General features: G+C 64.5%; 21 protein-coding genes and 1 pseudogene. 13 read left to right on the plus strand and 9 right to left on the minus strand.

Annotated elements, in window-relative coordinates; all coding sequences use genetic code 11:
- Window positions 1–44: 44 nt before the first annotated feature.
- Window positions 45–1,070, plus strand: a complete 1,026-nt coding sequence (locus tag HB778_RS01025; protein WP_183460754.1) for a LacI family DNA-binding transcriptional regulator — start codon at window positions 45–47, stop codon at window positions 1,068–1,070.
- A 22-nt stretch (window positions 1,071–1,092) separates the two neighbouring features.
- On the opposite strand, the gene HB778_RS01030 is transcribed toward HB778_RS01025, so the two are convergent.
- Together HB778_RS01030 and HB778_RS01035 are read right to left on the minus strand one after the other, a co-directional pair.
- Window positions 1,093–1,407, minus strand: coding sequence for a hypothetical protein (locus HB778_RS01030; protein ID WP_095087016.1), 315 nt, complete (start codon window positions 1,405–1,407; stop codon window positions 1,093–1,095).
- Window positions 1,408–1,462: 55 nt separating this feature from the next.
- The gene (locus tag HB778_RS01035) at window positions 1,463–2,218 is read right to left on the minus strand and encodes a DUF4239 domain-containing protein (protein WP_183460756.1); all 756 of its coding nucleotides are present in this window, start codon (window positions 2,216–2,218) and stop codon (window positions 1,463–1,465) included.
- 194 nt (window positions 2,219–2,412) lie between these two features.
- On the opposite strand from HB778_RS01035, the gene HB778_RS01040 reads away from it, so the two are divergent.
- The 5 genes from HB778_RS01040 (at window position 2,413) to HB778_RS01060 (ending at window position 7,958) form a co-directional block, all read left to right on the plus strand.
- A complete protein-coding gene (locus HB778_RS01040) occupies window positions 2,413–3,477 on the plus strand; it encodes a sensor histidine kinase (RefSeq protein WP_183460758.1) in 1,065 nt (354 codons plus the stop codon).
- A 5-nt stretch (window positions 3,478–3,482) separates the two neighbouring features.
- Entirely contained in the window at window positions 3,483–4,094 is a 612-nt protein-coding gene (locus HB778_RS01045) for a response regulator transcription factor (RefSeq protein ID WP_183460760.1), read from the plus strand.
- A gap of 364 nt (window positions 4,095–4,458) precedes the next feature.
- Complete coding sequence (locus HB778_RS01050) at window positions 4,459–4,710, plus strand: hypothetical protein (protein ID WP_183460762.1); 252 nt, start codon at window positions 4,459–4,461, stop codon at window positions 4,708–4,710.
- 147 nt (window positions 4,711–4,857) lie between these two features.
- Window positions 4,858–6,615: an ABC transporter permease gene (locus HB778_RS01055; RefSeq protein WP_183460764.1), complete on the plus strand. Its 1,758-nt coding sequence runs from the start codon at window positions 4,858–4,860 to the stop codon at window positions 6,613–6,615.
- Between the two features lie 23 nt (window positions 6,616–6,638).
- Window positions 6,639–7,958: an ABC transporter ATP-binding protein gene (locus HB778_RS01060; RefSeq protein ID WP_183460766.1), complete on the plus strand. Its 1,320-nt coding sequence runs from the start codon at window positions 6,639–6,641 to the stop codon at window positions 7,956–7,958.
- Window positions 7,959–7,971: 13 nt separating this feature from the next.
- On the opposite strand, the gene HB778_RS01065 is transcribed toward HB778_RS01060, so the two are convergent.
- On the minus strand, window positions 7,972–9,525 hold the full coding sequence (locus HB778_RS01065) for a trimethylamine methyltransferase family protein (protein WP_183460768.1): 1,554 nt from the start codon (window positions 9,523–9,525) through the stop codon (window positions 7,972–7,974).
- Window positions 9,526–9,537: 12 nt separating this feature from the next.
- Entirely contained in the window at window positions 9,538–11,949 is a 2,412-nt protein-coding gene (locus HB778_RS01070) for a GcvT family protein (RefSeq protein WP_183460770.1), read from the minus strand.
- 307 nt (window positions 11,950–12,256) lie between these two features.
- On the opposite strand from HB778_RS01070, the gene HB778_RS01075 reads away from it, so the two are divergent.
- On the plus strand, window positions 12,257–13,732 hold the full coding sequence (locus HB778_RS01075) for an esterase-like activity of phytase family protein (RefSeq protein WP_183460772.1): 1,476 nt from the start codon (window positions 12,257–12,259) through the stop codon (window positions 13,730–13,732).
- A 70-nt stretch (window positions 13,733–13,802) separates the two neighbouring features.
- Here the strand turns inward: HB778_RS01075 and HB778_RS01080 are convergent.
- Window positions 13,803–14,593: pseudogene (locus tag HB778_RS01080) on the minus strand (L,D-transpeptidase).
- Window positions 14,594–14,792: 199 nt separating this feature from the next.
- On the opposite strand from HB778_RS01080, the gene HB778_RS01085 reads away from it, so the two are divergent.
- On the plus strand, window positions 14,793–16,157 hold the full coding sequence (locus HB778_RS01085; protein WP_244661755.1) for an MATE family efflux transporter: 1,365 nt from the start codon (window positions 14,793–14,795) through the stop codon (window positions 16,155–16,157).
- Window positions 16,158–16,378: 221 nt separating this feature from the next.
- The gene (locus tag HB778_RS01090; RefSeq protein ID WP_183460774.1) at window positions 16,379–16,954 is read left to right on the plus strand and encodes a TMEM175 family protein; all 576 of its coding nucleotides are present in this window, start codon (window positions 16,379–16,381) and stop codon (window positions 16,952–16,954) included.
- 2 nt (window positions 16,955–16,956) lie between these two features.
- Here HB778_RS01090 and HB778_RS01095 read toward each other — a convergent pair whose 3' ends face one another.
- Complete coding sequence (locus HB778_RS01095; RefSeq protein WP_023668298.1) at window positions 16,957–17,238, minus strand: hypothetical protein; 282 nt, start codon at window positions 17,236–17,238, stop codon at window positions 16,957–16,959.
- Between the two features lie 136 nt (window positions 17,239–17,374).
- Here HB778_RS01095 and HB778_RS01100 point away from each other — a divergent pair, with 136 nt between their 5' ends.
- Complete coding sequence (locus HB778_RS01100) at window positions 17,375–18,241, plus strand: SDR family NAD(P)-dependent oxidoreductase (protein WP_183460782.1); 867 nt, start codon at window positions 17,375–17,377, stop codon at window positions 18,239–18,241.
- Window positions 18,242–18,252: 11 nt separating this feature from the next.
- Here HB778_RS01100 and HB778_RS01105 read toward each other — a convergent pair whose 3' ends face one another.
- Window positions 18,253–18,627: a low affinity iron permease family protein gene (locus HB778_RS01105; protein ID WP_183460784.1), complete on the minus strand. Its 375-nt coding sequence runs from the start codon at window positions 18,625–18,627 to the stop codon at window positions 18,253–18,255.
- Here HB778_RS01105 and HB778_RS01110 point away from each other — a divergent pair.
- Window positions 18,512–18,793, plus strand: a complete 282-nt coding sequence (locus HB778_RS01110) for a hypothetical protein (protein WP_183465331.1) — start codon at window positions 18,512–18,514, stop codon at window positions 18,791–18,793. The genes HB778_RS01105 and HB778_RS01110 overlap by 116 nt on opposite strands.
- 288 nt (window positions 18,794–19,081) lie before the next feature.
- Here HB778_RS01110 and HB778_RS01115 read toward each other — a convergent pair whose 3' ends face one another.
- Together HB778_RS01115 and HB778_RS01125 are read right to left on the minus strand one after the other, a co-directional pair.
- Window positions 19,082–19,723 (minus strand): DapH/DapD/GlmU-related protein, encoded by a 642-nt coding sequence (locus tag HB778_RS01115; RefSeq protein ID WP_183460786.1) that lies wholly within the window; start codon window positions 19,721–19,723, stop codon window positions 19,082–19,084.
- 461 nt (window positions 19,724–20,184) lie between these two features.
- On the minus strand, window positions 20,185–20,703 hold the full coding sequence (locus HB778_RS01125; RefSeq protein WP_183460790.1) for a CreA family protein: 519 nt from the start codon (window positions 20,701–20,703) through the stop codon (window positions 20,185–20,187).
- A gap of 188 nt (window positions 20,704–20,891) precedes the next feature.
- On the opposite strand from HB778_RS01125, the gene HB778_RS01130 reads away from it, so the two are divergent.
- Window positions 20,892–21,470 (plus strand): SCO family protein, encoded by a 579-nt coding sequence (locus tag HB778_RS01130; protein WP_183460792.1) that lies wholly within the window; start codon window positions 20,892–20,894, stop codon window positions 21,468–21,470.
- A gap of 10 nt (window positions 21,471–21,480) precedes the next feature.
- Window positions 21,481–22,353: a 50S ribosomal protein L11 methyltransferase gene (locus HB778_RS01135; RefSeq protein WP_183460794.1), complete on the plus strand. Its 873-nt coding sequence runs from the start codon at window positions 21,481–21,483 to the stop codon at window positions 22,351–22,353.
- Window positions 22,354–22,377 lie beyond the last annotated feature (24 nt).

The following is a 22,377-nucleotide window of genomic DNA, read 5'->3' on the forward strand; positions in this document are numbered from 1 at the left end:
CTGAGCGGCAGCCGGTGCTAGCCAAGGCAGGGGGAGAATGATCTTTGGCGTCCAGCATCCACGACCTCGCGCGTCATCTGAACATTTCGATCGGCACCGTGTCGCGGGCGCTGAACGGCCGCGCCGACGTCAATGCCGACACCCGCCAGCGCGTGCTCGACGCCGCCAAAAAGCTGAATTATTCACCCAACCAGTCCGGCCGCAGCCTGCGCCAGGGCGCCACCCGTTCGATCGCCTTCATGCTGCAGCCGCATCCGGGCGACCAGCAATATGGCGAACCGTTCTTCATTCCATTCCTGATCGGTCTGCAGGGCCGGCTTGCCGACTATGACCTGGATCTGATGGTCGTCATGGGTGAGCCCGGCCAATATCAGCAGGAGAGGCTGCGCCGCGTGGTTGAGACGCGCCGGGCCGACGCGGTCGTGTTGGCCAATACACGGCGGGAAGACGATCGGATCGACTATCTCAGCAAGGCCGGCTTTCCCTTCGCCACGCTTGGCCGAAGTCAATCCGGCGGCGACACCTATCCTTCGCTCGATATCGATTTCGAGAAAGCCGGCTGCGACGCGGTCGACCGGCTGGTCGCGCGCGGCCACCGCCGCATCGCTGCCATCCGCCCTTCGCATGATCTCAACTTCGGCTACCTGTTCCTGGACGGCTACCGCAAGGCGCTGCAGCGACACGGCATCGAAGTCGACCCCGGCCTGATCGCCGACGGCTTCATCAACGAGGCCGGCGGGTACCAGGTGACGCCGCGCGTGATGCTCTCCAAGGACCGGCCCACCGCCATCATCTTCAACAACGACGCCATGGCGCTCGGCGGCTGCAAGGCGCTGGCCGAGATGGGCATCAGGCCAGGCCATGATATCGCGGTGATCGTCATCGTCGACACGCCGCTCTGCCGCTATTTCTCGCCGGCGCTGACCGCCTTCCGTCCGGCGCTGGAGCCGATGGGCCGGCGCCTGGCCGAAATGCTGCTGGCCTCCCTTCCCGCCTTCGCCGGCCCCGAGGGCCCGCGCATCATCCACGAAGTCTGGCCGCTGGAGCTGATCGCCCGCGACAGCGATTGATGGAGCCGTTAGACTAGGGCTATCAATCCACCTTCTTCTCGCCCCGCTCGCCGGCCTTGACGATATCGCCAGTCGTGAACAGGATTTCCTTCAGTTCCGCCCGCCAATCCTTCTTCTGGCGCAGCAGGAATTCCAGATCCATGCCGAAATGCTTGAACTCCTCGCCTTGCGCGTTCTTCATGATGGCGCGCGCCTGCGGGTCCTTCTCCACCGAGATGCGCTGCTCGTACCAGCCGATCGCCTCCGCCTCCTCGATCAGCGAGGTGATCATGCGGGCAAAGGTCCGCACCTTCTGCGACAGTTCTTCAGGCGGTTCGTGATACTGGTCGAAACCCATATCGTCCTCCGTGAGCCATTCCCATGAATGCCTCGGAGCCGCCGCCGGTTCCGCCTCATCGCTGCAATTCCGCCAGCGCCCGCTCCAGCGGCGCCGGCGAAATCTGGATCGGGCCGGAGAACGGCACGTCCATGTCCAGGATCAGGTAGATCGCTCCGGCGATCAGCGCGGCGGAAACCACGAAGGTTGCAAAAGTGATCGCGTTCCTCGGCGCCCTGAATCCGAAACTGGCGAAGATCAGCCCCAGCCACGCAACCAGCATGGCGATCAGCGGCCCGGGGATGGCGCCCTCCGACTGCTCGATCAGCACCCAGCGCATTTCCAGCACTTTCTGCAAGCGCTGGCGGGCATCCTGCAACAGCATGCCATGCGTCGCATCGGGCGGCGCCAGAGCGTTCAGCCTTGTGCCGATCTCCGTCAGCAAATGTTCGGATAGCTGGTTGGACACGACAGGCGTTTCGCTGGTTTTCATCGAGCCGGCCGCCACACGCTGCACATAGGCGACCAGCGGTTCGCGCACCGCGTCGGCTTCAGGGCCGTATTGGCGCAATGTCCGGTCCAGAAGGATCAGCTCCGTCGCATAGGCGTGCACATTGTGATCGATCGATTCGAAGGTGTTCTTGGCCGAGTTGATCATCAGGCCGAGCACCAGCGAGGTCATGACGCCGAACAGATTGGCGGCGAGCCGCACGACATTGTTTGTATCGTCGTCGCGATGCCTGGCCGGCAGCCTCGGCCAGATTGCCATGCTGACCAGCGGGGCGGCCACCAGGCACAGGAAAATTACCGCTGCGATCAGGGCTTCGCGCATGAAGCTCATTTCTGCACGGCATGCGTCAATTGCCAATGGCAAGGCAGTCAGTCGAAAGCGAAAGTTGGAGCGTGCTCCCGGCTACGCTGCGATATCGCAGCGCCTTGCCGGGCTGAAAGACGGCGCGGTAATGTCCTGCTGTCCGTCGCGGCAATTCGATCAGCAAGGAGGCCGGCATTTCTGCAAGATCATCCTTGCCGCTCCTTGGGCCGCTCCTCCGGCGCCGACCGCTGCTGCCGGCCCTGCTTGTGCTGCTGGCGGCGGCGATCTTCCTTGCCGATACGATCACCAATCTCGAGATCGCGGTCGCGGTCTTCTATGTCGCGGTTGTCCTGATCGCGGTCCGCTATCTCGACCGTCGCGGCGTGGCGATCGTGGCGGCGGCCTGCATGGCGCTCACCGTGCTGAGTTTTTTCCTGACGCGGGCCGGGTCCATGCCGGCGGGCGTGGTCAACTGCGCCATCAGCCTGGTGGCTATCGCCGTCACCGCCTATCTGGCGCTGCGCACCGCCGCCGCCGAGGCGTCCGCGCGCGAGGCGCAGGCGCAACTCGCCCACATCACGCGGGTGACGATGCTGGGCGAATTGACGGCCTCGATCGCCCACGAGCTCAACCAGCCGCTGGCGGCGATCGTGCTCAACGGCAACGCTGCCCAGCGCTGGCTGGCGGGCGGCAATCGCGATGAGGCCGGCAAGGCGGCCGAGCGCATCGTCAGGGACGCTGAACGCGCCAGCGAACTGATCAAGCGCCTGCGCGGGCTCACCCGGAAAGCCGCCGGCAAGGCGATCTGGCTCGACGTCAACAAGACGGTCACGGAGACGTTGCCCCTGGTCCAGAACGAGGCCGGCCGGAACCACGCCGCCTTGCGGACTGAACTGGCCAGCGGCCTTCCTCAGATCCAGGTCGACCCGGTGCAGATCCAGCAGGTCATTCTCAACCTGACCCTCAATGCCCTGGAGGCGGTGAAGGATGAGAGCGTGCGCGACGTGACGGTGCAGACCAGCCTCGGCAAACCGGGTGAGGTCATAATTGCCGTCCGCGATTCCGGCCGTGGCCTGGACGGCGTGCAGATGGACCATCTTTTCGATGCCTTCTACACCACCAAGCCGGACGGCATGGGCATGGGGCTTGCCATCAGCCGCTCGATCGTCGAGAGCCATGGCGGGCGCATCTGGGCGGAACCGGTGGTACCGCGCGGCGCCGCCTTCCGCTTCTCGCTGCCGGCCGGCAGGACAGGGTCGCGCGGACCAGACCGGTGAAGCCAATGAACGAGCCAGAACAGATCGTTTTCGTCATCGACGACGACCCCGCCATGCGCGAAGCGCTCGACAGCCTGCTGCGCTCGGTAGGGCTTGACATCAGGTGTTTCGGTTCGGTCGCCGAATTCCTGGGCGCGCCGAGGCCCGATATTCCCTCCTGCCTGGTGCTCGACGTGCGCCTGCCCGGCAAGAGCGGCATGGATTTCCAGAAGGAGCTCGCTCTTTCGGATGCCCCGCTGCCGGTGATCATCATGACCGGCCATGGCGACATCGCCATGTCGGTGCAGGCGATGAAGACCGGCGCCGTCGATTTCCTGCCAAAACCGTTCCGCGAACAGGACCTGCTCGATGCCATCGCCGCAGCCCTGGACAAGGACCGGCTGCGGCGGGCACAAGCGGCCGAACTCGCCATCTTGCGCGAGCGCCTGGCGACGCTGAGCGATGGCGAGCGCAGTGTCGTGGTGCTGGTGGTGCAGGGGCGGCTCAACAAGCAGGTCGCCGGCGACCTCGGCGTCAGCGAGATAACCGTCAAGGTCCGCCGGGCGCGGGCCATGCGCAAGATGCAGGCCGGCTCGCTGGCCGAGCTGATAAAAATGGCTGGCAAGCTCGGAATCTGACCGCTTCAAGGCAGCAAATAAATCTCTACTTTTCAATGCATTGCTGGTGAATCCCTTGCCGCGTGGCCTGCCTCCTTATGCCTTGGTATCAGGCCATATACTTAAGATTCCGGCGCCCCGCGTTGACACCTCGCGAGCAGCGGGCGTAAGGCGGCGTGGCTTCGGATGACCGAGCATCAATTCGAGATCGAACAGGTTATGGACAGCTATCCCAGTCGCTGTCCGGATCAAGCCCCAGGCACGGTCCGGACACTGGCCCCGTCAACAGATTTGGTTTCCGGCATGTGGCGCCGGTCGGGCCTGGGCAGGGCATAACCCGCCTTCGGCTCGCCTTGCCGTCCCGCCGGACCGCAAGAGGTGAGCCATGAACACCAACGTCATCCCTTTCCCCACGCGCCCTGTCGCGCGTTCCGCTTCGACCGCACGCCCGTCCGTTGGAACAACGCGCGGCCTGGCGGGCAAAGCCGGCTTCACCATGCCGCCGACAAGGCTCGTCTGCGTCTGGCGACGCGGCACGGTGAGCGGCCGCCTGGAGTGCCGCTGGACGCAGGAGCAAAAACCCGTTTCCGAAGAGGGCGTCAGTCGTCGAACGGTCCTCCCGCAGCGCGCTGCCTGAGCCCCTCTTCGACGCGACCCAAATCTCCGCACTGACGGCCGAGCCTTGGCGCTCGGCGCGACCGCCTCCCGGTCGCAGCGTTGCGCATGCCCGCAATCACCCTCTCCCAAGCCATACCGCAATCGGCCCATCATTCGGAGGCCCGCCATGATCTTCCTGCCCCACAACCGCAATTCCCTCGGCGAGGCCGCGGCGCTTGCCCGCGGACGCATCGCCCCCAACATCTATGACACCATCGCCTTTGCCATGCTGGTAGCGCTTTTGGTGCTGCTGGCGCATGGCGCGGCCGGCATGCGCGCGCCGAGCACGCTGCTCACCAGCTCGCCGGTGACGCTCGATCTCGCCAATTTGCCGGAATACGCGCTGCGCACCACGCTGCGCATGTTCGCGGCCATCATCGTCTCGTTGATCTTCACCTTCACCGTGGCGACGCTGGCCGCCAAGAGCCGCCGTGCCGAGATGGTGATCATTCCCGCGCTCGACATCCTGCAATCGGTGCCGGTGCTGGGTTTTCTCACCTTCACCGTGACCTTCTTCATGGGTCTGTTTCCCGGCAGCCAATTCGGCGCCGAATGCGCGGCTATCTTCGCCATCTTCACCAGCCAGGCCTGGAACATGGCGTTCTCTTTCTACCAGTCGCTGCGCACGGTGCCCGGCGATCTCGACGAGGTCAGCCGTGGCTTCGGCCTGTCGGCCTGGCAGCGGTTCTGGCGGCTGGAGGCGCCGTTCGCGGCCCCCGGCCTGGTCTGGAACACCATGATGTCGATGTCCGGCGGCTGGTTCTTCGTCGTCGCTTCGGAAGCCATCACCGTCGGCAACACCACCGTGCAGCTGCCCGGCATCGGCTCCTGGCTGGCGCTGGCCATCGATAAGCAGGATTTCACAGCCGTCACCTGGGCGGTGCTGGCGATGGGCGTGCTCATCCTGCTCTATGACCAGCTGCTGTTCCGGCCTGTTGTCGCCTGGGCCGACAAGTTCCGTTTCGAGCAGACCGCCGGCCAGGAAAAACCCCGCTCCTGGGTCTACGACATACTGCGCCGGGCCCGGTTGCTGCAGACCGTGGGGCTGCCGGTCGCCTGGCTGTGGCGGCGCGCCATGCTGCTTCGCCTGGGCAAGCGGGCCATGCCGGCAGCGTCGACCGCCGGATCGCGCCGGCTGTCGCGGGCGCTGGACATCGTCTGGCTGGGCCTGGTGCTGCTTGTCGCGCTCTGGGGCGTCGTCGAGACGGTCCTCTATCTCAGGCAGACGCTTGGCTGGAACGATGTGGTCGAAGCCTTCGAGGGCGGCCTTCTCACCTTGCTGCGCGTGATCGTGCTGATCGCGGTAGCCAGTGTGATCTGGGTGCCGATCGGGGTGTGGATCGGGTTGCGGCCGGCGGTCGCCGAGCGCGTTCAGCCGCTTGCGCAGTTCCTCGCCGCCTTCCCGGCTAACGTACTGTTTCCGTTCGCCGTCATCGCCATCGTCGCCACAGGCGCCAGCCCCAGCATCTGGCTCTCGCCGCTGATGGTGCTCGGCACGCAATGGTACATCCTGTTCAACGTCATCGCCGGCGCCAGCGCTTTCCCTTCCGATCTCAAGGAGGCAGCCACGGTCTTCAAGATACGGTCCTGGTCGTGGTGGAAGAACGTCATGCTGCCGGGGATCTTCCCCTACTACATCACCGGCGCGCTGACCGCCTCCGGCGGCTCGTGGAACGCCTCGATCGTCGCCGAACTGGCAAGCTGGGGCAACACCAGGCTCGAGGCCTTCGGCCTCGGCTCCTACATCGCCAAAGCCACCGAAGCCGGTGATTTCCCGCGTGTCATCCTCGGCATCGCTGTGATGTCGCTCTTCGTCACCATCTTCAACCGCACCCTCTGGCGCCCGCTCTACGTCTTTGCCGAACGCCGCATGCGGCTCGACTGACCCCCTTCTTCAGGAGACTGATCATGAACCAAGCTGTCATCACCAAGAACCGTCCGCTCGTCGAAGTCCATGGCGTCTGCCAGACCTATGACAAGGGAAGCGCGGGCAAGCTCGTCGTCCTCGACCAGGTCGGGCTGACGCTCGTCTCCGGCGAGATCGTCGGCCTGCTCGGCCGCTCCGGCTCCGGCAAATCCACCTTGCTTCGCTCGATCGCCGGCCTGATCCGGCCGAGCCAAGGCGCCATCGCCTTCGAAGGCAAGCTCGTCTCCGGCACGCCGGACGGCATCGCCATGGTCTTCCAAAGCTTTGCGCTGTTTCCCTGGCTGACCGTGCTGCAGAATGTCGAACTCGGGCTCGAGGCGCAGGGCGTCTTGCCCGCGGAGCGCCGCAAGCGCGCGCTGTCGGCCATCGACCTGATCGGCCTCGACGGTTTCGAGAACGCCTATCCGAAGGAGCTGTCGGGCGGCATGCGCCAGCGCGTCGGGCTCGCCCGCGCACTGGTGGTGCATCCCAAAGTGCTGCTGATGGATGAGCCATTCTCGGCGCTCGACGTGCTGACGGCCGAGACGCTGCGCACCGACCTGCTCGACCTCTGGTCGGAAGGCCGCATGCCGATCGAGTCGATCCTGATGGTGACGCACAACATCGAGGAGGCGGTGCTGATGTGCGACCGCGTGCTGATCTTCTCGTCCAATCCAGGCCGCGTCGTCGCTGAGCTCAGGATCGATCTGCCGCAGCCGCGCAACCGGCTGGACCCGGCCTTCCGCGCGCTGGTCGAGGACATCTATGCCCGCATGACCGCCAGGAAGGAGCCGGGCACCCCTGCCCGCGACGGCGTCTTCCCGGGTTCGGGCATCGCCATGGTGCTGCCGCGCGTCTCGACCAACCTGCTCGCCGGTCTGATAGAGGCCGTCGCCGCCCCGCCTTATAACGGGCATGCCGACCTGCCGCCGCTGGCCGCCAGCCTGCAGCTCGAGATCGACGATCTGTTCCCGATCGCCGAAACGTTGCAATTGCTGCGCTTTGCCGAATTCGCCGAGGGCGACATCCAGCTGACCTCGGCGGGCAAACGCTTCGCCGAAAGCGAGGTCGACGCGCGCAAGCAATTGTTCGCGCAGCAGCTCGCGACCTATGTGCCGCTGGCCGGCCACATCCGCCGGGTGCTCGACGAGCGTGCCAACCACAAGGCGCCGGCCCGCCGCTTCCGCGACGAGCTGGAGGATCACATGTCCGAGGATTATGCCGAGCAGACGGTGCGGGCTGTCATCAGCTGGGCCCGCTACGCCGAGTATTTCGCCTATGACGAGGAGAGCGACCTGTTCACGCTCGACAACCCGACATAACCGCGGCTGCCGGTCACGACACCGGTGCCGCGCCGCCCTCTTCGGTGCGCCGCGCGATGAATTCGTCGAGCACACCTGATGTGGCGGCAGCCGATGCCGGCGGCTCGAAATCGGCAACCGCGCGCCGCCAGACCCCGGTGGCGCGCTCGCTTGCCGTCTTCGATCCGCTTTGTGTCCAGTTGCCGAAGTTCGACCAGTCGGCCACCAGCGGTTCGTAGAAGGCGGTGCGGTAGCGCGTCATGGTGTGGCCGGCCGAGAAGAAATGGCCGCCCGGTTGCACTTCGGCGATCGCCTCGAAGCCGATCGAATCGTCGTCGCCGGGCGTCGCGGCGCACAGTTCCGCGACCGTCTGCAGCGCCTCGATATCGGTGATCATCTTCTCGAAGGAGACGCTCAGGCCGCCTTCGAGCCAGCCGGCGGCATGAATGCACATCGTCGCCCCTGCCAAGACAGAACCCCACAGCGCGAACTGCGTTTCGTGCGCTGCCTGCGCGTCCGAGATGTTGGCGGCACTGCCGCCGCCCGATCGCCAGGGCAATCCGGTGAAGCGCGCCAGCTGGCCGGCGCCCAACGTCGCCTTGACATGCTCCGGCGTGCCGAAGGCCGGCGCTCCGGATTTCATGTCGACATTGGAGGAGAAAGAGCCATAGACAACCGGCGCCCCGGGCCGCACGATCTGCGCCAGCGTCAGGCCCGCCAGCGCCTCGGCATGCTGCAATGCCAGCGCCCCGGCCACCGTGATCGGCGCCATCGCACCTGCCAGGCAGAACGGCGTGATGACGGAGACCTGGCCAGCCCTGGCGAAATCGATGATGCCTTGCGCCATCGGAATGTCGAGCTGGCGCGGCGAGTTGGTGTTGATGACGGTGTAGCAATGCGCGTTCGCCAGGAATTCGTCCTGCGACAGGCCGCGCGCCAGCCGGATCATCTCGAAACCGTCTTCGACCTGCGGCGTGCCGCGCGCGAAGATGAAGGGAAACTTGTCGGACAGCGTCAGTTGCGCGCGGTTGACGGCATAGTGGCGAAAGCGGTTGTCGACATCCTGCGGCTCAATGCAGGGTCCAAGCATATGCAGCACGTCGAAATGCTGCACCAGCCGCAGCAGATCCTCGAAATCGGCCAGCGTGCCCGGCCGCCGGCCACGTTCGAGATCGGTGACGTTCGGCGCTCCGCATCCGGCCAGGAAAGTCATCGACCCGAGTTCCAAGGTCAGGTCGCGGGAACGGTCGCCGGCTTGCGCACGGATCGACTTCGGCGCCGAGGCCAGTGCCGCCACCACCATGTCGCGGCCGATGCGCACCATGTCGGTGTCTGCATCGACCACCGCGCCGGCGCTGGCGAAATATTCGCGCGCCTGCGGCAAAAGCACCTTGATGCCGAGTTCCTCCAGCACGCGCAGCGCCGTGTCGTGGATGGCGGCGACCTGATCGTCGGAAAAGATCGGTTGCGGCAGGAACGGGTTCTTCAGCGACCGGTAATTGGGCCGGCGGCTGCTTTCGCTGCCGGCCTCGCCCGTGCGTCCACGCCGGCGTTCGCGCCTGCTGTCTCGTGCCGCGTCATCGACCATCGAAAATCCTCCTCATTGCCGCATCGCCTTGCCCGCGGGATCGTAGGGCGAGGCCGCTATGATCCGTGCCGGCCGCTCGACGCCGACAATGTGCACCGAAAGCGCCGTCCCCTCCTCGGCAAAATCGTCGTCGACCAACGCCAGCGCGACGCTCTTGCCGATCGTGTAGCCAAAGCCGCCCGAAGTGACGAAGCCGACGCGCCGGCCCTGATGCCACACCGGCTCGAAGCCACTGGCGTCGGCATCGACGGCGTCGATCTCCAGCGTCACGATCCGTTGTGACGTCCCGGCATTGCGCTCCTTCAGCGCCGCCTCGCGGCCGACGAAATCGCCCTTGTCGAAGGCGATGAAGCGGTCGAGGCCTGTCTGGCCAGGCGTGTAGCCCTGCGTGAATTCGCGCGACCAGATACCGAAGCCTTTCTCCAGCCTGAGCGCATTGAGCGCGTAGTAACCGATCTCGGCCAGGCCGAGATCTTCACCGGCGGCAAGCAGCGTGTCGCGCAGTGTGGCATGAATGGCCACCGGGCAACTGATCTCGAAGCCGAGTTCACCGGCGATCGAGAGGCGGGCAACCCGCGCCCGCACCATGCCGATGTCGAACGCGCCGCAGGCCATGAATGGCAGTGCCGCGGTGGAGACGTCCTGATGCGTGGTGCGTTCGAGGATATTGCGGGCATTCGGCCCGGTCAGCAGGAAGCCGCTCATCGCGTCGGAAATGTCAGTGACAGCAACCCCTTCCGCCGCCTGGCTCTCGAACCAGCGCATGTGGAATTCCCTGAGATAGTAGGAACCCATCAGCCAATAGTCACTGCTGCCCCAGTTGATCACGGTGAGGTCGCCCTTCAGCCGCCCATTCGGCCCGAGCATCGGCGCCAGCCGCGCCTGTCCCGCTTTCGGCAGCTTGCAGGCAAGCAGCCGGTCGAGCCATGTCTCGGCGCTTGGCCCCGACACTGCATAGCGCGCATAGGCCGAGATATCGACGAGACCAGCGGCGCGCCGGACCTGCAACGCCTCGTCGCCGACGATGTCGAAGGCGTTGGAACGCTTCAGCGTGGTGTTCTCGCGAAAACCCATCGGCGCGAAATAGGCCGGGGTTTCCAGCCCCCACGACGCCGTCCATTCGCAACCCGCCGCCGTCATGCCGTCGTAAGCGCCGGGGCGCTTCAAGGGCCTGCCGGCGGGAAGCCGCTCATTGGGAAAGGTCATGACGAAACGACGCGAGTAGAATTGCCGTGTCGTCTGCGCGAGATACTCGCGGTTGGCGGCGAAGGCGCCGTAGCGGGCGATATCCATGCCGAAGATGTCGGCCTGCGGTTCGCCGTAGATCATCCATTCGGCCAGCGATTTTCCGACACCGCCGCCCTGGCTGAAGCCGGCCATGACGCCACAGGCGACCCAGTAGTTTTTCAGGCCGCGCACCGGTCCGACGATCGGATTGCCGTCGGGGGTAAAGGTGAAGGCGCCGTTGACCCATTTGCGGATGCCGGCCGTTGCCAGGCAGGGAAAGCGCTCATGCGCCTTGGCGAGTTCCGGGCTGATGCGATCGATGTCTTCCGGGATCAGCTCGATGCCGTAGTCCCATGGCGCGCCATCCATGTTCCAGTGCTTCGGGTTCTGCTCATAGACACCGAGCAGCACGCCCTTTCGTTCCTGGCGCAGGTAGGAGAATCCGTCGAGATCGACGGCGATGCCGATCTCGCGATCCAGTGCCGCGATCTCCGGAATGTCCTCGGTGATGAAATAATGGTGCTCCATCGGCGTCACCGGCAGGTCGACGCCGGCCATGCGGCCGAGCTGCTTTGCCCACAGCCCGCCGGCGTTGACGACATGTTCGGCAACGATGATGCCCTGCTCGGTGACGACGTCCCAGTGGCCGTCCGCGCGGGACTTCAACTCGACGACACGGTTGCGCAGGATGATGTCAGCACCGCGCTTCTTCGCGGCACCCGCATAGGCGTGCGTGGTGCCGTAGGGGTCGAGATGGCCTTCGTTGGAATCGTGCAGTCCGCCGAGCACGCCGGTGACGTCGACGATCGGGCAGATCGCTTTGATCTCGTCAGGCGTCACCAGCCGGGCGGTTTCGATGCCGACCGACTGGAACACCGCCCAGGCCGATTTCAGCCATTCCCAGCGCTGGGAGTCACTGGCGATGTTGACGCCACCAGTCATGTGCAAGCCGATATCCTGGCCGGACTCGGCCTCGATCTCGCGGTAGAGGTTGATGGTGTAGTCCTGCAGCGCCGCGACGTTGGGATCGGCATTGAGCGCATGAAATCCGGCCGCCGCATGCCAGGTCGAACCGGCGGTCAGTTCGGCACGCTCGATCAGCGCCACGTCAGACCAGCCGAACCGCGTCAAATGGTAGAGCACCGAGGCGCCGACCACCCCACCCCCGATAACCACTGCGCGATAATGCGGCTTCAAGGCTTCCCTCCCGGTCTGTCCAAGGCCGGCACCATATACGCACTGGACATAAGTGTCTAGTGCGGCCCAGAACACACCTCGCCTGACCGAACCAACACGTGGCGAGGTGATCAATTCGTTGGCTCGGGCACACGTTTCTGTCGGCGCGTGACGAAGCCGGCGGGCATGTACCGCGCGCTGTCACGCAAGCATCATGTTCGCGCCGTAGATCGCTTTGGGGGGCGCGCGCGGCATCATCGATGTACGCCTCTTTCAGCTTTTCGTCCTTCGGCCGCTCCGGCACGCTTTGTCACAAAGAGGATTGTCCATGAAACACCTGCACCGAACCGCCTCGCTCGGCGTCGCGCTGGCCCTGTTCACCGCCTTGACGCCGGCACTGGCCGACAGCACCGCGACCGTCGGCGCCACCAGCTTTGTCAACAAGGGTCTGGTCGGTGTCGGCCGCATCCCGGCCGCGCAGCGCGACAAGTTCGGCGAGACGTTCGGCTCGGGTTCCGGCATGGCGATCGACACCGCCAGTTGGACGCATGAAGCGGGCACCTATAAGGGTTCGCTCTGGCTGCTGCCGGATCGCGGCTACAATGTCGCCGGCACCACCGATTACCGGCCACGCCTCAACACCATCGGCATCGAGTTCACCCCGGCGGCAGCGGGCGCTGCCGGCCAGCAGCAGACCGAAGTCAAGGCGACGCTGGCCGACACAATGCTGCTGACCGACGACAAGGGCGCCGACGCCACCGGTCTCGATCCGCTGTCGGATGTGCGCCCTGCCGCCGGCGACATGCCGATGCTGCCCGTCGCCACCAATGGCAAGCTCGCCCTCGACAACGAGGCGATCGTGCGGCCGCCCGACGGCTCGATGTTCATCTCCGACGAATATGGCCCCAACATCTACCGGTTCTCGGCGCAAGGCCGCCTGCTGTCGGCGACCCAGCCGCCGGCGGCGCTGGTGCCGATGCGCAAGGGCGCGCCGAACTTCTCCTCGGACAATCCCGGCCCTGGTGCTGCCGAACCCGATCCGAAGGACCCCGAGACCGGCCGCCAGAACAACCAGGGCCTCGAGGGCATGGCGATGACACCGGACGGCAAGTTCCTGATCGCCGTGCTGCAGTCGGCGACAAAGCAGGATGGCGGCGATTCCGGTTCGACCCGGCAGAACACGCGGGCGCTGGTCTATGACGCCTCCGACCTCGCCCATCTCAAGCTGGCGCATGAATATGTCGTGCCACTGCCGGTGTTCAAGGATGCCAAGGGCAAGACCAAGATCGCCGCCCAAAGCGAGATCGTGGCGCTGTCGGACACGTCCTTCCTGATGCTGGCGCGCGACAGCGGCAATGGCCAGGGGGTGAAGGGCGACACATCGCTGCTGCGCCAGATCTTCGTCGTCGACGTTTCGGCCGCGACCGACATTGCCGGCGGCGCCTTCGATGCCGCCGATAAGCCGGTCGCGCCCAAGGGCGTGCTCGATCCCTCGGTGACGCCGGCCAAGCTGACGCCGTTCATCGACATCAACGACAATGCGCAACTCAATCGCTTCGGCCTGCACAATGGCGCGCCGAACGACCACAACAACCTGTCCGAGAAGTGGGAGGCGATGTCGCTGGCCAGCGTGCTCGATCCGAAGCTGCCCGACGACTATTTCCTGTTCGTCGCCAATGACAACGACTTCCTCGCCCAGGACGGCTTCCAGGTCGGCGCCTCCTACAAGGCCGATGACGGCGCAAATGTCGACACCATGTTCCTGGTCTATCAGGTCACGCTGCCCGGCCTCGCCAAGAAGTAGTCGCATACAAAAGGCGGGCGCGCCCGGCGCGTCCGCCTCAACGACCTCAAACGGCCGACCATGAGGACGCCTATTTCAAGAACTCAGCGTCCTTCGGCACGCCCGCATCGATCGGCTCGGCCGTCCTGCTCGACACGGCCATGATCTTGCCGGCAGCCGACAGATTGGGACGCACGAAAACCGGTGCGGGACCGTTGACGCGGCTGTAGAGGTCGATGATGTCCTGGTTCATAAAGCGCACGCAGCCCGACGATGCGTTCTTGCCGATGGAATCCCACTCCGGCGTGCCGTGCAGCCGGTACATCGTGTCCTTGCCGTCCCGGAAGAGATAGAGCGCGCGGGCGCCGAGCGGGCTCTGAGGGCCGGGCGGCATGCCGTCCTTGAATTTCGCCAGCTCCGGCCGGCGCTGGATCATTTCCGGCGGCGGCGTCCACACCGGCCACTTCTTCCGCGCCTGGACCACGGCGCTGCCGGTCCAGCCGAAGCCGGCCTTGCCGAGGCTGACGCCGTAACGGATGGCCTTGCCGCCATCGCGCACCAGATAGAGGAAATGCTCGGAGACATCGACGACGATCGTGCCTGGTTTTTCACCGGTCGGGTCGGCCACGATCTGGCGCACGAACTTCGGATCGAGCTTGGCGACCGGGATTGCCGGCAGCTGAAAACCCTCGTCGGTGCGCGCCGCGTACATGCTGGCGGCATCACCGAACGCCGTATCCGGTGGCGCCGCGCCACCGGCGGCGGCGTCACCACCTCCGTCGTGGTGCACGCCGAAAGCGCCACGGAAGCCGCGCTCAAAGCGGACGCACCGAGAAACGCGCGCCGGTTCAGGCGCTCGGAAAACAGCGGACTATCGGACATGAATCCCCCAGCAATTCACAGGATCTGACAAAGAATGCGGGCCCCACGCCCCCAACGACCAATATCCCATTCCGAGGGCTTTGAGAACATGATTAGATCAACACACGCCAGCCGGAATTTTCCGACGCCGCATCGGCCTGTCTCCTTGAATCGGCAATCGTCGCGGACTCAGATAAGCCCTCTGCCATGACCGAAAAAAATGCCCACGCGCCGGCGCACCGGCGACCTGACCAGCGGCCCGATCCCGCGTACGCTGCTGTTGTTTGCCTTGCCGGTGCTGGGGTCGAACGTGCTGCAGTCGCTCAACGGGTCGATCAATGCCGTCTGGGTCGGCCGCTTTCTCGGTGAATCAGCGCTGACCGCCACCTCCAACGCCAACCTCGTCCTGTTCCTGATCCTGGGCACTGTGTTCGGCATCGGCATGGCGGCGACCATCCTGGTGGCGCAGTCGGTCGGCGCCCGCGACCTGCCCGAGGCGCGCCGCATCGTCGGCACCAGCGCCACCTTCTTCTTCCTGGTCTCGGTGGTCCTCGCCATCTGCGGCTGGATCTGGGTCGACGCCATCCTCAACACGCTTGGCACACCGCCAGACGCCTTGCCGCTGGCGCGTTCCTATCTGCGCATCATCTTCGTCGCCGTGCCGATGATGAACCTCCTGTCCTTCGTCATGACCGTGCTACGCGGTGCGGGCGACTCACGCACGCCCTTCCTCTTCATGGCGCTGGCAGTCGTCCTCGACATCGTGCTCAATCCGCTGCTGATCCGCGGCATCGGCCCCTTCCCCGAACTTGGCATCGCCGGTTCCGCCACCGCGACGCTGATTGGCCAGACGGTGAGCGTCATCGCCATCCTGATCGTGCTCTACGCGCGCAAGCATCCGTTGCGGCTCGCCGGCGCCAATCTCGCTCTGCTGCGGCCGGACCCTGTATTGCTGCGAATCGTCGTCTTCAAGGGCGTGCCGATGGGCCTGCAGATGATCGTCATTTCGGTGGCGGCACTGACGGTGATGGGCATCGTCAATTCCTACGGTTCGCAGGTCGCCGCAGCCTACGGCATCGCCGCGCAGTTGTGGACCTATATCCAGATGCCGGCGCTGGCCATCGGTGCGGCGGTCTCCTCGATGGCGGCGCAGAATATCGGCGCCGGCCGCTGGGACCGGATCGGGCGCGTCGCCGCGTCCGGCGTCGGCTTCAACCTCGTCCTGACCGGTTCCCTGGTCGCGCTGCTGTGGCTCTTCGACCGCCCGATCCTCGGCCTGTTCCTGAGCAGCGACAGCGCGGCGATCGACATCGCCGCCCACATCAACACGGTCGCGTCCTGGTCGTTCATCCTGTTCGGCATCACCATCGTACTGTTTGCCACCGTGCGCGCCACTGGTGCGGTGATGCCGCCGCTGATCATCTTGGTGATCTCGGTGCTTATCGTGCGCACCGGCTTTGCCTATTTCATGCGCGGCGTGATCGGCGAGGAAGCGTTGTGGTGGAGTTTCCCGGCGGGCTCGATCACCTCGCTGGTTCTGGCCGCGCCTATTACCGTTTCGGCGGCTGGCGCAGCTTGCACATGATCGAGAACAGGCCGGCCGCCGGCGAGCCGCCGGACACCGGGCTTGGCGTGCCGCGCGGCCGCGCCAACATGGCGCCCGAGACGCCGAACGGCTGAATGATTTGGCACACCTTTCGCGAGTCGCGGGACAAGGTGCGGGCCATCCACCGTTCGCCCAGCCACATGGCGGGTAGCCGCACATCCAGCCATCGCGTAGATTTTACCAGACAATCGGGGGGCTCCATGGGTAAAGGCAGGGTCGAGGCATTCACCGATGGCGTGGTGGCCATCATCATCACCATCATGGTGCTGGACCTGAAGGTGCCTGAGGGCGAGGACTTTTCGGCGCTGCTGCCGCAATGGCCGGTCTTCCTGTGCTACGTACTGTCCTTCATCAATGTCGGCATCTACTGGAACAATCTGCACAACATGTTCCACACCGTGCAGCGCGTCGACGGCCGGGTCCTTTGGGCGAACCTGCATCTGTTGTTCTGGCTGTCCTTGATGCCCGTAACGACCGCTTTCATGGGCGAGAACCATTTCGCCACGGTCCCGGTCGCGGTCTATGGCGTCGACCTCGCACTGTGCGCGACCGCCTATGCCATGCTGGTCCTGGCGCTGCGCCGGCTGCATGGACAGGACACTGCCTTCGCCAAGGCAATCGGCAATGACCGCAAGGGAAGGATTTCGCTCGCCGTCTATATCGCTGCCGTTGCGCTTGCCTTCCTCAACCGGTGGATCAGTGTGGCGCTCTTCGTCACCGTCGCCCTGGTGTGGCTTGTGCCGGATACGCGTTTTTCGCGCGTCCTCGAGAAATAATTCTATTTACGCATCGCCTTCAGCTTTTCCGCCACCGACGCGGCAAGGTCGGCGTAGCGCTCCTCCAGCCGTTCGGCTGCCTTGATGATCGAGAAATCATGGCCGAATTTCTCCAGCGCCATGCGCAGTTTCTCGACGAACTCGGCTTGTTTCTCCAGCGCCGAGAACAGTGTCTTCACCTGGGCTTCGCTGATATCGGGATTGGCCAGCATCTGCGGCACCTCGCGCCCCATCTGGTCGCCGGTGGCGGTCTGTTCCTTCAGAATTGCGACCCAGTCCGTCAATCGAAAATCTCCACTTGTGGGGGCAACATGCGCAGTTGCGGCCCGACTGGTCAACCCGAACACGTACTGACGCAGGCTTGCGCTAGCCGGTTCCAGCGCTAAGTTCGGCGCCATCGAGAAAAGGATCCCGTTGCTCATGATCACCGACGCCGAAATCCAGACTGCCCTGCCGGCTTTTGGCCCGGGCAACACCGCCGTCATCACCGGCGCCGCCAGCGGCATCGGTCTGGCGGCCGCCAAGCGGCTTGCGCTGATGGGCATGAAGATCGTGCTCGCCGACATTGCCGGCACCCGCCTTGACGATGCCTCCCGCGCCGTGTCGGCCATTGCCGGCGACGACACCGTGCTTGCCGTTGCCGCTGACGTTTCGAAGGCCGATGAGGTCGATCGTCTCGCCGACCGGGCATTCGGCGCCTTCGGCGAGGTCTCGCTGCTGATGAACAATGCCGGCGTCGGCGACAATCCCGGAAAGCCCTGGGAAAACCGCGATGCCTGGAAACGGCTGCTCGACATCAATTTCTGGGGTGTCGTGCATGGTGTCGAAGCCTTCGCGCCGCGCATGCTGGCGTCGGCCAGGCCGGGCCTGATCGTCAACACCGGCTCCAAGCAAGGCATCACCACGCCACCCGGCAACCTTGCCTACAATGTCTCCAAGGCCGGCGTGAAGACATTCACCGAGAGCCTGGCGCATGCGCTGCGCAACGAGCCTGGCGCCCGCCTGTCGGCGCATCTGCTCATCCCCGGATTCACCTATACCGGCCTCACCGAAGGCGCGACGGAAAAGCCAGCCGGCGCCTGGACCGGCGAGCAGGTCATTGATTTCATGCTGGAATCCCTGGTCAGGGGCGACTTCTACATCTTGTGCCCCGACAATGATGTGGCGCGGCCGCTGGACGAGAAACGTATGGCCTGGGCGATCGGCGACATCATCGAAAACCGCCCTGCTTTGTCGCGCTGGCACCCCGATCACAAGGATGCGTTCGCGGCCTTCATCAAAGGCTGATCCGCAAGCCCTCAAGCCGCGTGCTTTTTCGGAGCTCGTTTTTGACCCACGGCCTTCTTTGCGGCCATGGTGGCGATCTTCTCGTCATGCCGTCGCGCCGCCCGCTCGCACCTGTCGCGGATTTCCTCGACCTCGGTTTCCGTCAGGTGCTCGATGCCGATGAAACGGTTGTGCCCCTCGCTGACCCGGATCAACTCATCGAGCTTGGCCTGGATCGCCGCGCCGTCGCGATTCTGGGTGTTCTGGATCAGGAACACCATCAGGAAAGTGATGACGGTCGTGCCGGTGTTGATCACCAATTGCCAGGTGTCCGAGAAACCGAAGAACGGCCCACTCACCGCCCAGACGACGATGATCAGACAACAGCCGGCAAAGGTCAGCGGCATGCCGGCTATGTGGGCGACCCGATTGGCGATCCTGGTAAAAAAGCTTTTCCATCTGTCGAGATCCCTCAATGGCTGCCGCGATGAGAAACAACCGGCGACCGTTTCGGGTTCCCACGGGCGACAAATACGTCAGGCGCAATTGGATACACGCAAAGCGCGCATATAACGGAAAACACACCTTATCGGTTCAATGTCACAGTAACCGTGCAGGCAAGAGAGCCTGTTCCATCCGCCTCACAGCGGTATACCTCCAACCCCTTCCGCTGCGCCACCCCCGCATGGCGGAAGGGGTTTCAGTCCGCAGAGCGCGGAGCATGGTTCCCCGAAAGCAAGGGCCGGCACCCAGACAGATGGTCGCTCCACTTTCCCGCAGCTTGCTTCGCAGCGTGGGCCTTGGCCTGCTGAAATCCTTGGCAGCCGTGACGGCCTGGCCCAAACCGTTCTCAGCGGAAGCTTAAAGGACGTCGTTCTCCCAACGATCGAGGAAGGCCTCGATCGGCATAGACTGGATGTCGGGAACCGCCCTCGCGAGTTTCTCGACCGGCCAGTCCCACCACGCGAGCGCTTCGATCCGCGCCGCTATATCAGGAGCAAAGCGCGGCCGGAGCGGCTTTGCCGGCACGCCGGCGACGATAATGTAGGACGGCACATCCTGCGTCACCACCGCATTGGCGCCGATGACCGCACCATTGCCGATGGTGATGCCGGGCATGATCACCGCGCCGTGGCCGACCCAGACGTCATGGCCGATGCTCACGGCCTTCGCCTGCCGCCGCTCGCGGAACGCCGCATCGACACCCAGCCAGCGGAAATATTCGTTCGGCCGATAGCTGACCTTGTGCTGGGTCAGCCGTTCGATCGGATGCTCCAGCGCATTGATGCGGCTGTTGGCGGCGATCGAGCAGAATTTGCCGATGCTCGTGTAGATCGCCTCTGAATGGCGCTCGAAATACGAGAAGTCGCCGACACTCACCTCGCGCAGCACCACCCGCTCGCCGATCGAGGCATAACGGCCAAGCTTGCACGCCTTCAGCTCCGCGGTCGGATGGATGCGCGGCTCGGGATCCTTGAGGACGAGGTTTTCGGAACGGTCCATGCGGGCGGCTTTACCCCCGGACGATTGGTCCCGCAAGCCGGTGTCCCGCCGCGTAGCTGCGCCTACTACAGAAGCTCAACTTATAGCGCCCAGCCGCTCAGTTGCTAGGCTGACGCACTGGTCGCATATAAATGAGATCTTTTCAGCCATAAACCGCCTCTTCCCATCATTCTGGAACTCACATACCGAGCACCCGAACGTCGTTGGGCTTACGTCCGTTTTCCTAAATAGGTGCAGGGCGCCCTTGAATGCAGGAGCAATGCATTTCTCACAGGTGTATCTAGAAAGACCGGCAACGAATTCCCTGTCGTCGTCATTTTTCGCGCCGCAGAAGTCACATGAAATTGGCCGAGATCGGCTCCAGGGCGGCGGGGACATCACCAAATCTCCTCAAGCATGTCGTGTAAGAGCAAGCTTCTGTCTGCAACTCAATGGTGGCCTATCGGGGACCAATCGTCCGCCTATTTCGGTTTGCCCTTGCTCCACACCACGTTCTGGCCGTAGAGCGGCACTGTTGTGACCGACATTTTGGCCGAGCCGTTCTGCACCTGGCGCGAATGCGAGAGATAGATCAGCGTTTCGTTGGTCTTGTCGTAGATGCGGTTCACCACCTGTTTCTTCCAGATCAGGCTGATGCCTTGCTTGAACACCTCCTCGCCGCCTTCGCTCATGTCGATGTCGCCGATGGTGATCGGTCCGGTCTGACGGCAGGAGATCGACGAATCGGAGGGATCCTCGAACCAGTTGCCCTTGTGTAGCCGGTCGATGATGCTTCGGTCGAAATAGGAGACATGGCAGGTCACGCCATCCACCTTCGGGTCCTTGATGGCTTCGACGATGATGTCGTTGCCGACCCAGTCGACGCCGACCTTGCCGACTTCCTCGGCAACGGCGCTGCCCGCGCCAAGCGCAACGCAGACGGCCAAGGCGCCGCCAATCAGTTTTCGCCCAATCCGTTCGCGCGCAATCCGTTCGAGCAAAGGAGCCTCCTGCGGTTCGAGTTGCCGGTATCAGGTGGGACGCGTTGTGCGGCTTTGCAAGCGGAAGCGTCAATGCCACCGCGGTTGCGGCAACGCGGCGCTTTGCCTGCGCAGGCCCGAACCGCTAAGAGTGTCGCACCGGCGCGGCATCGAGCCGGCGCGATGATTTCTGCAGGCGGACTTTTCTGATGATGCGTTCTATCCTGGTCGGCATTCTCGTCCTGATGGCGGCCGGCATCGGCTGGCTGACCTTCGACTGGTATCGCGGCCATTATGGCGGCGAACCGTTCGGCGCCCCCTTCACCCTGGTCGACCAGAAAGGCGCGCCGATCACCGAAGCCGCCTTCCGCGGGCAGCCCAGCGTCGTCTTCTTCGGCTTCACCCACTGCCCGGAAGTCTGCCCGACCACGCTGTTCGAACTCTCCGGCTGGCTGAAGGCGCTCGGTGACGACGGCAAGACCCTGCATGCCTATTTCGTCTCGGTCGACCCGGAGCGTGACACGCCGGCGGTGATGAACGCCTATGTCAGCAATTTCTCCGACCGCATCATCGGCATCACCGGCGACCCGGACAAGGTTCATGCCATGGCCAAGTCGTTCGGCATCTACTGGAAGAAGGTCGACACCGGCGATGGCGACTACACGATGGACCACACAGCCTCGGTGTTGCTGCTCAACTCCAAGGGCGACTTCGCCGGCACGATCGCCTATGGCGAAAGCGCCAGTACCGCCGTGGAGAAGCTGAAGCGCCTCGCGGGCAAAGGCTGATACAGATTCGATGACCCAGACGCGGCTCCATTTCACCACCGGCAAGATCGAGGCCGAGCGCGTCTTCGCGGCGCTTGAGCTGGCCTTCGAGGATGAAGGCCTGCCGATCGCCGTGCTCGAGGTCGACGAGGACCGGGATATCCACGAGGTCTCGCTTTACGCCGATGGCGACGTCGATGCGGTCGAGGCGCGGGTCAAGGATATCCTCGCCGGCCTCGCTCTGGCGAAGCCGATCGAGCGCGAGATACTGCCCGACATCGACTGGGTGGCGCGCTCGCTGGAAGGGTTGAAGCCGGTGCGCGCCGGCCGTTTCTTCGTCCACGGCGCGCATGACCGCAGGAAGCGCCACAGCGGCGAGCTCGCCATCGAGATCGAGGCCGGTCTTGCCTTCGGCACCGGCCATCACGGCACCACATCAGGCTGCCTGGAAATGCTGGAGAAAGTGGTGCGGCGCGAACATCCGCGCAATGCGCTCGACCTCGGCACCGGCAGCGCCGTGCTGGCCATCGCCGTCGCCAAGCTGGCGCACATTGCGGTGCTGGCCACCGACATTGATCCGGTAGCGGTGAAGGTCGCCGCAGCCAATGCGCGGCTCAACCACGTCAAGGCACTGATCGAAACGGTGACCGCGCCGGGCTTCCACCACCCGATCTTCGGCAAGCGTGCCCCCTTCGATCTGATCGTTGCCAACATATTGGCGCGGCCGCTGATGCGGCTGGCGCCGCAAATGGCCCGGCACATCGCGCTTGGCGGCTCGATCGTGCTGTCAGGCATTCTCGAGCGCCAGCGCGACGCCGTCATCTCGGCCTATGTCGGCCAGAATTTTCGCCACGTGCGCACGCTGCACCGCGAAGGCTGGGTGACGATCCACCTCAAGCATTGAGGCCGGCAGACACTGCCGGCCCTC

The sequence above is a fragment of the Mesorhizobium huakuii genome, from assembly GCF_014189455.1.
GTDB classification, from domain to species: domain Bacteria; phylum Pseudomonadota; class Alphaproteobacteria; order Rhizobiales; family Rhizobiaceae; genus Mesorhizobium; species Mesorhizobium huakuii_A.